Annotated in this window: 10 protein-coding genes and 3 tRNA genes; 10 read left to right on the top strand and 3 right to left on the bottom strand. The window is 38.9% G+C overall.

Going from position 1 to position 12,280, the window contains the following annotated elements:
* Positions 1–24 precede the first annotated feature (24 nt).
* Positions 25–378: a VOC family protein gene (locus tag ABJD71_RS16260; RefSeq protein ID WP_348171804.1), complete on the top strand. Its 354-nt coding sequence runs from the start codon at positions 25–27 to the stop codon at positions 376–378.
* A 32-nt stretch (positions 379–410) separates the two neighbouring features.
* Here the strand turns inward: ABJD71_RS16260 and rnhA are convergent, their stop codons facing one another.
* Positions 411–872: a ribonuclease HI gene (rnhA, locus tag ABJD71_RS16265; RefSeq protein ID WP_348171807.1), complete on the bottom strand. Its 462-nt coding sequence runs from the start codon at positions 870–872 to the stop codon at positions 411–413.
* A gap of 111 nt (positions 873–983) precedes the next feature.
* Here rnhA and dnaQ point away from each other — a divergent pair, with 111 nt between their 5' ends.
* From dnaQ to ABJD71_RS16305, 8 genes are all read left to right on the top strand, one after another.
* Positions 984–1,691 carry a DNA polymerase III subunit epsilon gene (gene dnaQ / locus ABJD71_RS16270; RefSeq protein WP_348171810.1) on the top strand — a complete coding sequence of 236 codons (708 nt, stop codon included), beginning with the start codon at positions 984–986 and terminating at the stop codon, positions 1,689–1,691.
* A 106-nt stretch (positions 1,692–1,797) separates the two neighbouring features.
* Positions 1,798–3,219, top strand: coding sequence for a TIGR03503 family protein (locus tag ABJD71_RS16275; protein ID WP_348171969.1), 1,422 nt, complete (start codon positions 1,798–1,800; stop codon positions 3,217–3,219).
* A gap of 190 nt (positions 3,220–3,409) precedes the next feature.
* Positions 3,410–3,486 (top strand) — tRNA-Asp (locus tag ABJD71_RS16280).
* Between the two features lie 87 nt (positions 3,487–3,573).
* A tRNA-Asp gene (locus tag ABJD71_RS16285) sits at positions 3,574–3,650 on the top strand.
* 29 nt (positions 3,651–3,679) lie between these two features.
* Positions 3,680–3,756 (top strand) — tRNA-Asp (locus tag ABJD71_RS16290).
* A 165-nt stretch (positions 3,757–3,921) separates the two neighbouring features.
* Positions 3,922–4,986, top strand: coding sequence for a CNNM domain-containing protein (locus ABJD71_RS16295; RefSeq protein WP_348171813.1), 1,065 nt, complete (start codon positions 3,922–3,924; stop codon positions 4,984–4,986).
* 15 nt (positions 4,987–5,001) lie between these two features.
* Complete coding sequence (gene lolD, locus ABJD71_RS16300; protein WP_348171816.1) at positions 5,002–5,694, top strand: lipoprotein-releasing ABC transporter ATP-binding protein LolD; 693 nt, start codon at positions 5,002–5,004, stop codon at positions 5,692–5,694.
* On the top strand, positions 5,694–6,929 hold the full coding sequence (locus ABJD71_RS16305; protein ID WP_348171818.1) for a lipoprotein-releasing ABC transporter permease subunit: 1,236 nt from the start codon (positions 5,694–5,696) through the stop codon (positions 6,927–6,929). Before lolD ends, ABJD71_RS16305 begins: the two co-directional genes overlap by 1 nt.
* A gap of 68 nt (positions 6,930–6,997) precedes the next feature.
* Here ABJD71_RS16305 and ABJD71_RS16310 read toward each other — a convergent pair whose 3' ends face one another.
* Positions 6,998–8,368, bottom strand: coding sequence for a dicarboxylate/amino acid:cation symporter (locus ABJD71_RS16310; RefSeq protein ID WP_348171821.1), 1,371 nt, complete (start codon positions 8,366–8,368; stop codon positions 6,998–7,000).
* Positions 8,369–8,557: 189 nt separating this feature from the next.
* Here ABJD71_RS16310 and ABJD71_RS16315 point away from each other — a divergent pair, with 189 nt between their 5' ends.
* Positions 8,558–10,741, top strand: a complete 2,184-nt coding sequence (locus tag ABJD71_RS16315) for an Ig-like domain-containing protein (protein ID WP_348171824.1) — start codon at positions 8,558–8,560, stop codon at positions 10,739–10,741.
* 65 nt (positions 10,742–10,806) lie between these two features.
* On the opposite strand, the gene astB is transcribed toward ABJD71_RS16315, so the two are convergent.
* Positions 10,807–12,147 (bottom strand): N-succinylarginine dihydrolase, encoded by a 1,341-nt coding sequence (gene astB, locus ABJD71_RS16320; protein WP_348171827.1) that lies wholly within the window; start codon positions 12,145–12,147, stop codon positions 10,807–10,809.
* Between the last annotated feature and the right edge of the window lie 133 nt (positions 12,148–12,280).

Raw genomic sequence — 12,280 nt, forward strand, 5'->3', positions numbered from 1 at the left:
AATAAAGTATTGAAGGAAAACAGTATGAGCCAACATCATAAAATTAATTATATAGAAATACCTGTAAAAGCACTTGCTTCGAGCAAAGCTTTCTTTAATAAAGTGTTTGGTTGGGAGTTTGTTGACTATGGTGATGATTATGCCGCAATTATTGGGGCAGGAATTGATGGGGGCTTATATGTTTCTGAAAAGTGTGTGTGTGCAGATAAGGGCAGTGTTTTAGTTGTATTGTTTAGCGATGATTTGGCAAAAAGCGAAGTAGATATTGTTGCTGCAGGTGGCAGTATTAAAACGCCTACATTTGATTTCCCTGGAGGGCGGCGCTTCCATTTCCTCGATAAAAATAATAATGAATATGCCATGTGGAGCGATAAGTAGTGATAAGGATTTTCCTTATCACCAGTTAATAGTTATTCTGAAAACTCATTATCATCAATTAAAAACTTACCTTCTGCGGCTTTTCTGGCTAGTTGGTCGCAAGCTTCGTTTTCCGGATGACCAGAATGACCTTTAACCCAAAACCAGCTTACCTTGTGACGATTGACCTCTTCATCTAAGCGTTTCCACATATCTACGTTCTTAACTGGCTTTTTAGCTGCGGTCCGCCAACCATTTTTACGCCAGTTATTTATCCATTGGTTAATTCCATTTTTTACATATTGACTATCAGTAGTTAGATTGACTGCACAAGGCTCATTCAATGTTGCCAATGCTTCTATGGTAGCTAATAATTCCATTCTATTATTGGTAGTATGTTTAAAGCCTTGGCTAAGTTCTTTACGATGTTTGTCAAAAATTAATACGGCACCATATCCACCAGGTCCTGGGTTACCTAAGCATGAGCCGTCTGTATATATGTCTACTTGTTTCATAAGTGCCTATTAGTTTAATTAAATAGTAATAAGATAAATTTCAAGAAATTAAAATTTAGCCCAGTATAATACCAGAAAGCGAAACCAGCTACTCAAGCAAAAGAGAGTGAAATGCGTCAAATAGTATTAGATACAGAAACCACAGGTATAGATCCTAAGCAAGGGCATCGAATTATTGAAATTGGGTGTGTAGAAATGATAGGCCGAAAATTAACGGGCCGAACCTATCATGTTTATATCAACCCAGAACGCTTAGTTGAACAAGAAGCAATTGAAGTACATGGTATTACCAATGAATACCTAGCGGATAAACCATTATTCAGTCATATTGCAAAAGATTTCATAGAGTTTATTGACGGGGCAGAATTAGTCATTCACAACGCGCCCTTCGATATTGGCTTTATGGATCATGAGTTTCGAAGATTACTGGGTAATCAAATTAAAGAAACCTCACAAATTTGTACTGTCTTAGACACGCTAGATTTAGCTAGAAAGATCCATCCAGGTCAAAAGAATAACCTTGATGCTCTATGTAAACGTTACGGTATTGATAACTCTCACCGAGAGAAGCATGGCGCTTTACTCGATTCAGAGATATTAGCAGATGTTTACCTAATGATGACTGGTGGACAAACTGATTTAAACCTAAGTGGGAAGTCCAGTGGTGATTCAGGCTCGCAGGTAGAAGTGATTCGCCGTTTACCATTTGATAGAAAACCGCTAAAGGTTGTAAAGGCAACTGCCGATGAATTAGAACAACATGAAAGCCGTATAGACTTGGTTGTCAAAGAGGGTGGTGCCAGTTTGTGGCGCCATTAGTCGCCGTTTTATTATGAGTTGAAAATAAATGTCAAAAAGGCTGATATCCGCTTACCTATTATCAATAGTTACATTGCTAAGTTTATATGGTTACGCTGCGGATGAAATGGCAACGCCTGTTTCCCAACCTAACCATTCTCTGTTATCCATGCCTAAAGAGCCACCACTGACGCAATTAGGAAGTGAATTTCACAACAATATTGAGTTATTGCAAAACCGCTTTAGGATTGATTACGAAGTGGACGAAGTCACTATGATTTTCTTCCGAGAGTATGGTTCAGCACCTATTGTATTGGTAAAGCCTGATGGTTCAAAAATTTTTCAATCTAGTGCCAATGGTGAAGATATATTTTGGTTTGATACTGCTACCTACGACATGATTAGTTTAAAAAATCCGACGCCTGGTCCTTGGCAAGCAGTTGGGCAAATTCAAGATGGCAGTCGTGTGATGGTTATTAGTGAATTAGCTTTACACGCGGACCCCTTGCCTAGAATAGTTTTCTCAGGTGAAATTTTAAAGCAGACTGCTTATCTAACAAATAGTGGTGTACCCATTGACTACGCTGCGTTTAGAGACGTCGTAGAGTTAACCATTACACTAGCAAGCACTAATAATCCAGATTTTAATAATTTTGGGGCCAAAATCGAAACAGTTGCAACCTTTGAAGATGATGGTCAGGGCATGGATGAAGTACCTTTAGATGGTGTATTTACGGGACAATTTAATTTAGCTATTGCAGATGGGGAATGGATACCTATGTTTAAAGTGTCTACGCCTATGTATTCAAGGGAGCAAATCGATGCTCCTATTAAGTTGTTTGCTAATCCTATTAAAGTTGATGTTGAATTAGATGGAGGGGGTGATGGATATCATAAGCTAAAGGTAGACGCTCTTCGAGAACATGTTGATATCTCAACTTTGCTTATTGATGGTAAAATTCGTTTTCCAAATGGGGACATTCAAAATTTTTCGATTACCGATATGTCTATGGATATACGGGAGTATTTAATTGTTAACTATGATTATGGGGTGTATCGCGTCAAGTTAACAGCTTACGGAAATACTATAGATGGTAGAGAGTTTATTTTAGATGTACCAGAATATACATTTTTATCAGAAGAACCAGAACCAGAAATAGTAGTGAAACCAATTTCCACAGATAGCCCTGATGGTAAAACAGTAAACAATAATGAGCTGGAACAACAGTTACTTGAAGACCAAAAGATGTCAAAGGTCAGTTTGTATTCTTTAGTTATTGGTATAAATGCGCTAGTGATTGTCGTTGGTGGTGTTTTAATTTATTGGTTTATATTGGGCAAGCGACCAAATCTTTTAGTTAAAGAGTTTTTACAAAAGTTAAAACCAGCACCAAAACTTAATATTAAAGAAGAAAGCGAAACAGAAAAAACTGCTGGTTTTTTTGCGAAAATATTTAAACGACAGCCAAAAGTTGTTAAAAAGGTTGTTGATGAATCTAAAGAGCAATCTAAACCAGCTAACGAAGGTTTTAAAGATTTAAGTATTTAAATGCTTTTTGAGTCTCTCCCCGCTGTAGATTTGGACAAATTGTTCAATCCTGCAGCAATCAACGATTTAAAGCGTATTTCATGCTAAAAACCTGTTGACTAGTACGATTTGAACCCGTATTATCTGCGCCGCGGTTGAGGAGGGATGTTGGTTAATTCTTATCTAACCGTTTGATAATATTGAAGATTGTGGAGTGGTAGTTCAGTTGGTTAGAATACCGGCCTGTCACGCCGGGGGTCGCGAGTTCGAGTCTCGTCCACTCCGCCAATTTCAATTTTATCTTTATTACGTGTTTAGACATATTGCCCTTAGGGGAATTAGATGTGCTTAAACAGTAATGTTTTGATTACGGCTGGAGTGGTAGTTCAGTTGGTTAGAATACCGGCCTGTCACGCCGGGGGTCGCGAGTTCGAGTCTCGTCCACTCCGCCAACATCAAAACAAATATACAGTTTATATGCGGAGTGGTAGTTCAGTTGGTTAGAATACCGGCCTGTCACGCCGGGGGTCGCGAGTTCGAGTCTCGTCCACTCCGCCAATAAACTTGTTAGTGGTAAGTCATCTTTGTACATTCTTATTTAAAAAGTTCTCCATAATTCATATAACTAGAACTCTCTCTAACCTAGCTTGCAGTTCAATGTTTTGATAATATTTATCTCCTAAATTTACTAGCTTTTACATACCTTCCAGAGAAGTCATCAACATGCTTTTGTTGTTATTATATATTTTTATTGCATTAGGTTTTTCGTTCATCTGTTCAGTTGCAGAAGCAGTTATTCTAAGTGTTTCTTCTGCTTATATTTCAGTTCTAGAAAAAGGTAATGGTGCTGCAGGCAGTTTATTGCGGTCACAAGTAACGGATATAAATCAACCGTTAGCTGCTATTTTAAGTTTGAATACTATAGCGCACACTATGGGGGCTGCTGGAGCTGGAGCTCAAGCGGCTGTTGTTTTTGGTGATGCTTATTTAGGTGTTGCATCTGCTGTTTTAACTTTATTGATTCTAGTCTTTTCTGAAATTATTCCTAAAACCTTAGGTGCAACATACTGGCGCCAGCTGGCACCTGCTACTGCTTATTTTCTAAAGTACTTGATCATTATACTTTGGCCTCTGGTGAGACTTGCCAATATGTTGACGTCTAGAATGCATGACGAGTCACCCTTAAAAGGTTTAAGTAGGGATGAATTGTCGGCTATGGCAGCGTTGTCTCAAGAGGAGGGACAAATTGCGGCTACAGAAGCCACTGTCATGCAAAATCTACTCAATTTGAAAAATATAAAAGTTCGAGAGGCGATGACTCACCGGACGGTGGTGTTTTCGGTTCCTGAACTTATGACCGTAGCAGAATTTGTAGATAAGCATGGTGAGGTTACATTTTCACGGATTCCAATTTATGAATTCAATGAGCCAGAAAATATTAATGGTTATGTACTTAAATCAGATTTGTTATTGGCCTTTTCTAAAGGGCAAGGTGATAAATTAGTGAAAGGGTTTGCCCATGAGATGGTGACCATATTAAGTACTATGCCATTAGCAAAAGGATTTGAATTATTACACTCTAAACGTAGTAATATGTTGTTGTTAGTTGATGAATATGGAGGCCTTGAAGGAATATTAACCGTGGAAGATCTAGTAGAAAGCCTATTCGGAATTGACATTATTGATGAGAAAGATCAAGTCGTAAGTATGCGCAAGTTGGCAAAAATTTTATCTAAAAGGCGAGAGCGAAAGCGGTTAAGTAATTTCAAGGGCCAAAAGTTTGATTAGGAATAAATGTTGATTATGGAAGAGTTATTGTCTTGCGTGTCATTAAGTAAAGAATACAACGAAGCTGAAAATAGCGTCACGGTTTTGAATAAACTTAACTTTGCAATTAACAGAGCGGAACAAGTGGCCATTGTGGGAAGCTCAGGATCTGGTAAAAGCACCCTGTTACACCTACTAGGCGCATTAGATAAACCAAGTGAAGGTGAGGTGTTATTTGAAGGTAAAAACATATTTGAATTTTCGCAACGTCAACAAGCACAGTTTAGAAACCAGTCTCTAGGGTTTGTTTACCAATTCCATCACCTACTTCCTGAGTTTAATGCCCTAGAAAACGTAGCTATGCCGCTAATGATCGGTAAAGTATCTATCAAAGATTCTAACCAACGAGCCATGGCTATGTTGGAGAAGGTTGGTTTAGAAAATAGAGCACTTCACAAACCTGCAGAATTGTCTGGTGGTGAACGCCAGCGAGTTGCAATAGCAAGAGCTTTAGTCACAGAGCCAAAGTTAATTTTGGCAGACGAGCCCACGGGGAATTTAGACCAAAAGACGGGCGAAAGCATTTATCAATTGTTAAATGATTTACGAATACACATGCAAACCAGCTTTGTGGTGGTAACCCATGATATTAAATTGGCAAGCCGATTAGACCGTTCATTCAATTTGGTTGAAGGTACATTAACTACCAGTGATATGAGTGGATTTTAATGCGGTTAATTTGGTTGTTGGCGTGGCGTTTTCGTTCTAACAAACGGCAAAATGGTTTTATTTCATTTATTTCAGCCTCATCAACTTTTGGAGTTGGTTTGGGCTGTTTTGTATTGATTTTGCTGCTATCTGTTATGAATGGATTTGAAAATGAGTTGAAAGAGCGACTCTTATCTATAATCCCTCATGCTGAGTATAAGTCTGTTTATCGTCAAGGTATTGATGATTGGAAAGATGAAATTGCGCTACTGAAAGCCCACCCTAGAGTGACGTTTGTTGAGCCCTACGTAAAAGTAACTGGCATGCTACAAAAGGGTAATAAAATGAAAGCTGTGGATATGACAGGGCTCGAACTTTCCTATGCAGCAACCGGTTTTTTACCGGAGATTGTTTCCACTATTGAATGGCAAGAGTTTATGGGTAACACCTCCGGTGTGATATTGGGAAAAGGTTTACTGGAAAATCTAAGCCTAAATGTTGGGGATAAAGTACAAATACTCTTACCTCAGTTAACAGATGATTTAAGTTTGAGGGCACCTAAGTCATTAACACTTGAGGTGGTGGGGAGTATAGAACTCGGAGGGGAGTTAAGTAATCATACAGGTTTTATGCATATGTCTTTAGCGGCCGAAACCCAAAATATCACGAATGGTGCTCAAGGCATTCGCTTGAGGTTTGATGAGCCCTTTGAAGCGCAGAGCTTAACAAAAGAAATTGGATATGGATTACAATCTGAGGTCTATATGTCTAATTGGACAATATCTGACGGTAATCTGTATCAAGATATTCAATTAGTTAGAGCTGTCGTTTATATAGCTTTGACTTTAGTTATCGCGGTTGCCTGTTTTAATATTGTTTCTAGCTTGGTTATGGCGGTGAATGAAAAGCAAAGTGAAATCGCAATGCTTAAAAGTATTGGTGCTGATAACGGGTTGATTATTCTGGTGTTTATGATGCAAGGTACATTGAATGGCGTGATAGGCACACTATGTGGTGCAGTATTAGGGGTTATATTTTCTCTTTATTTGGCTGATATTTCATTGTTTATAGAAAATTTATTTGGTGTGCAGTTTCTATCTGGGGATGTATATTTTATTGATTTCTTGCCCTCAAAATTAGAATGGCATGACGTATATCTGACTGTCTTTATTGCGATGGGCTTAAGCATATTAGCAACCATTTATCCTGCGGTTAAAGCTGCAAAGGTAAACCCAGCGAAAGTGTTAGGTCATTAGCTTAAATTCTATTTATTAAAAAGGCTTCAAAATGGAATGTTGAAGCCTTTTTTTTCAATCTACCTTAATTAAGATTTAGCGTTTATATCTTTCAAGTTAACGTCTTCTTTCAACCCTGCTTCTAAATCATTGTATGTATTTGTATCAAGCTCATTTTCACTTTTCCCAACAATACAGGCCACCATACAGTCACCAGTTACATTGACTGCTGTTCTAGTCATATCAAGTAATCTGTCAACACCAATTATAAGCGCTATGCCTTCTACAGGTAAATTAACTTGCTGTAATACCATCGCGAGCATAATCAGCCCTACACCCGGCACACCAGCGGTACCGACAGACGCTAGTGTGGCGGTTAGTATCACCATCATATAATCACTAAGGCTCAAATCTACAGCATAAACTTGAGCAATAAACACAGTCGCCACACCTTGCATAATTGCAGTGCCATCCATGTTAATGGTTGAGCCTAGTGGCACGGTAAAAGAGGCGACAGATGATTTAACTCCTAGTTTTTTAGTGGCTGTCTCCATAGTGATAGGTAACGTAGCGCTACTACTGGATGTACTAAATGCAAACAACGCGGCATCTCGCATTTTTCTGAGCAAAATAAGAGGGTTTAGACCGCTTAGTAATTTTAAAATTATCGGATAAGAGACAAACGCATGGACACCCAGCACAAACATTACTAACGCAAAGTACTTAATTAGACTTTTTATTGTGTCAAAATCAACAGTTGAAAATAATTTCGCCATTAGTGCAAATACACCGTATGGCGCTAAGTTCATTAATATCGTAACTAATTTCATAATAACCACACTTAAATCATCAAATACTGCAGTTAAGCGTTTACCCGTTTCACCTGTCATTGTCATTGCTATTCCAAATAAAACAGCAAATACAATAATTTGTAACATGTTGCCTTGAGCCATAGCATTGATTGGATTGGTAGGCATCATGTTAATAATAACCTGACCCAATGAAGGTGCTTCTTTTGCAACATACGATGCATTCGTTTCAAGGTTTAGACCTTCTCCTGGTGCAATCAATAAAGCAAATCCTACAGCCAAGGTTATGGCGATAGCAGTAGTGCCAATATAAAGTAGAATAGATTTACCGCCCAAACGCCCAAGTTTTGAGGGGTCTGATAAGCTTGAGGTGCCGCAAACTAATGATACCAACACCAGAGGTACAACAAGCATTTTTAAGCTGGCAATAAATATTGAACCAATTACGTTAAATATACCGTCGACTAAAAGTGCATACGTAGAAACATGGATCCCCAATACACTAAACGAAAAATCTCCGCTATCATCAAATAACTTATTTAGTAATGCTCCGATAACTATTCCGGCGATCATGCCGATAAAGATACGAGCGGTGAGACCCATTTTAGGGGTTACTGATTTTGGTGGTAATACATGATTCGATTTGGTCATGAAAATCCTAAGCTTTTGTTTTTGTTAGTTGACGCTGTGATTAAATGTTTATCGTAAACATTAATACACGAGCCATTTAATTAGCTTTCGTAAAGTAATCGACAATAGATTAGCAAGTTTGTTCGCTAACCTGAATAGTAAAGTGCATGAGTTGCAGACTCAAACCTTATAATTGGATAGGAAAGGTATATGATTTCACGTTTTAAAACTCTTTTTAGTGTCTTGGCTTTAGTTAGTCTTTTTTCCTGTGGGGGCGGAGGGAGTATTTCTAGAGATGATGATGACAGTTCAATAGGTACAGATACAGATGTAACTGTCACTACAACTATTGAGTTAACGTTAACAGATGCTAACGGCAATGGTTCATCGGAATTAGCAGAAGGTACACCTTTGACTTTAACCGCATTAGTATTCGACTCTAACGGAGACCCAGTAACAGATAGTTTGTTAACCTTGTCTTTTCAACCTGAAGGGCTCGCAGAGTTTGGAAATGATGCTGGCACGGCGTCTACTAATAGTAATGGTGTAGCTACGATTGAAATTTTAGTGGGTGAAGGTTCTGGAGCTGGTTTAATAACAGCGTTGCTTGAATCTGGTGAAACTGCCACTACTACTTATAACTCAACAGGCACGACCCAAGTTAGTGAACAACCTGCGTCATTAGATCTATATGCGAGTACTATTCAACTCGCATCGAGCGGTACTGATGAAATTGAACTGATTGCCTTAGTTAAAGACGCAAATAATGTGTTACTTGAAGGTATAGATGTGACTTTCTCTGCTGATTCAGGTGCAAGTTTACAAATTATACAAGGTACGACTGAAGCAGACGGAACGGCTAGAGCTACTTTGACAACTCAAAATAATCAAGAAAACCGCACTATTGTTGTTTCGGCTCAGTCATCAGTTTTTACTAAATCAATTGAGATTGATGTTGTTGGTACAGAGGTGAACGTTGATGCTGCTTCATCAGCAATTGTAGATGCACCTATTACCGTTACTATTAGTTTAGTAGACTCAGACGGTAATGGAATTGAAAACGAAGCCTTATTCGTTTCTGCAATAAACGGAACTTTGAGTTCGTCATCAGTAACCACAAACACTAGTGGACAGGCTTCGATTCAATATTCATCAAGTATTTCTGGTGCAGATACTATCACAGCGACAGCACTTAATGCTGAAGGTAGCTTTGATATTATAATTCAAGAAGATGATTTCTCTTTTACTGCGTTACCAGCGAGAGAAGTGACGCTAAATGAGCAGGTGACTCTTACGCTGACATGGCTAAAAGACAGTAGTGCTTTTGCTGGGGGAGATGTGTCCTTTACAACCTCCAGAGGTAATATTATAAACTCTGATTCAGTTACCGATGTTAATGGGCAGGTCACTGTCACCCTTGGGTCTGATAATGCTGGCTTTGCTTCTTTGTCCGCCACTGGTATCGACGGAGAAGGTAATCAAGTTAGCGCATCTACAGAAGTAGAATTTATTGCTGCCGAAGCCAATAGCATCATTGTGGATGCCACACCTGACTCAGTCGGGCCTGATGGGCAAACTAGTACAATCACTGCAGTTGTTAGAGATGAAGAAGGAAATTTAGTTAAAGGAAAAGTGGTTAACTTCTTGGTTGACGATGTAAGTGGAGGCAATATTTCTGTAAACCAATCTACTACTGATAGCAGTGGAATCGCAACTACGGTTTATACATCAAATGCCGTAAGTACGTTTGAAGCAGTTAAAGTTTATGCTACTGTTGACGGTTCATCACCAGAGGTGTCTGAATTTGTTAGTTTAACGGTAGGTAATCGAGCATTTGATATTTCTATAGGTACAGGTAGGCTGATCGATATCCCTACAGACTCATCTTACTCAAAGGAGTTTTCTGTATTTGTTACTGACCCTAATTCTAATCCTGTTGAAAATGTAGATTTAACGTTTTCAGCAACCCCAGAAAAATATAATCAGGGTGGGGTTTTTCGTAAGGGATATTGGATTTTTGATGACGACTTAGATGTCTGGTATTCATTTGTTACGGCAACTTGCCCAAATGAAGATATTGATGGTAATGGAATATTAGACGATGGCGAAGACCTTAATGGTGATGGGCAACTTACTCCAGGTAACGTAGCGACTATTCCAGCTTCGGGATTGAGTGATGAAAATGGTCAAATGCTAATTGAAGTTAGTTATGCTAAACAGTTTGGTGCTTGGGTAGATATAACTATAGCGGTAAATGGTGAGTCTGCTGGTAGTGAAGATTCTGAAACGCAGAACTTTAGTTTAACAGTGGCTGCAACTGATTTAACAGATGAAGCATCGCCGCCGCCAAGTAGTCCATATGGAAGAAGCACCTCATGCTTTGATATTGATTAACAATTGATAGTTTACATTTAAAAAAAGCTCGGTTTATCCGAGCTTTTTATGTTTGGTTCATATATTTAAACTTGTTGGAACGGGTATACTGAGCCCAGTTTTAATAATTGAGTGAGCTCATCCAAAGCTGTTCTTGATTCAATTAATAATTGTGGGTCAGCTAAATCTGCCACAGTTAAAGTATCTCTATAATGATTATCTATCCAAGTGTTTAAGCGTTCAAATTGAGCATCATTCATTAGGGTATGCTGATTTACGGCTTGGTGCTCTTCTGCTGTCATTGCTACTCGTAACCGCAGACAAGCCGGGCCACCGCCATTACGCATACTTTCCTTAACGTCATAGTAACGAACATGTTTTATCGGGGTGTTTTGAGTAGAAATTTCGCTTAAATACTTAGACACATTAAGGTTTTCTTGGCAGTTTGTTGGAGCAATAATGGCCATTTCACCATTTGCTAGGGTGATAATTTGGGTATTAAACAAGTAACTTTTTATTGCATCTTGAACACTTACTTCTTCTGTTTTGACGCACAGTAAGTGTAGGTCGTTCTGACCAAATTTTCGTTTGATTTCATCTAATTTTGAAGTTGAATCAAGAAAAGCTTGTTCGTGATAAAACAGTACATTTTGGTTACCTACTGAAATGACATCATTATGAAACACACCTTGGTCAATTACGTCAGGGTTCTGTTGAATATACACAACATTTTCTTCTGACAAACCATGCAATCTGGCCACAGCTTGGCTTGCTTCAAGAGTTTGCCTTGCTGGGTATTTTTTTGGGGCTTGCTTACTATGATCAAATGCGTGACGGCCATAAACAAATAGTTCAACTCCTGACTTACCATATTGAGAACATAAACGGGTGTGATTAGCTGCGCCTTCATCACCAAAATGTTCATTGTCTGGTAAGTGAGTGTGGTGACTAAAATAACGACTATCGTTAAATGTAGCTTTCAATATATTGCCGGTTACTTGCGGCTCCAATGACCTGTGATATTTATTAGTTAGATTTGCTGGTGTAAAATGAATTTTTCCATCGGCTGTGTCAGCACTGGGTGATACAGTAGCAGCATTGGCGGTCCACATACTTGACGCAGAGCAACATGCTTGAAAAATGGCAGGTGCTTGTTTGGCTGCAGTGGCTAAAACGTTAGCATCGTTGCCTGTGAAGCCCAAACGACGTAAGGATATGACATCAGGGCGCTCCTGTGGGGCGAGAACACCTTGAACCATGCCTAGGTCAGCTAATGCCTTCATTTTTTGTAACCCTTGCTTAGCGGCTTGTTTAGGGCTGCTAGAAGAACTTGCATTACTTAAAGATGCAACGTTCCCAACTGATAAACCTGCATAATTGTGAGTTGGACCAACTAGACCGTCAAAATTAGCTTCAAATTGTTTCATAAATATCTCTCATCAGGTAGGTTTTGTTCATAATTAAGCAAAGGTTTTAGTTAACTTATCGGCTTTTGCGGGGCATTATACTGCTTTTGTTTGCGCTGCCAATCCGTATGGTTGAAAAGTGAACAGTATTCAC

It is taken from the genome of Paraglaciecola sp., from assembly GCF_039943935.1.
Classification (GTDB): domain Bacteria; phylum Pseudomonadota; class Gammaproteobacteria; order Enterobacterales; family Alteromonadaceae; genus Paraglaciecola.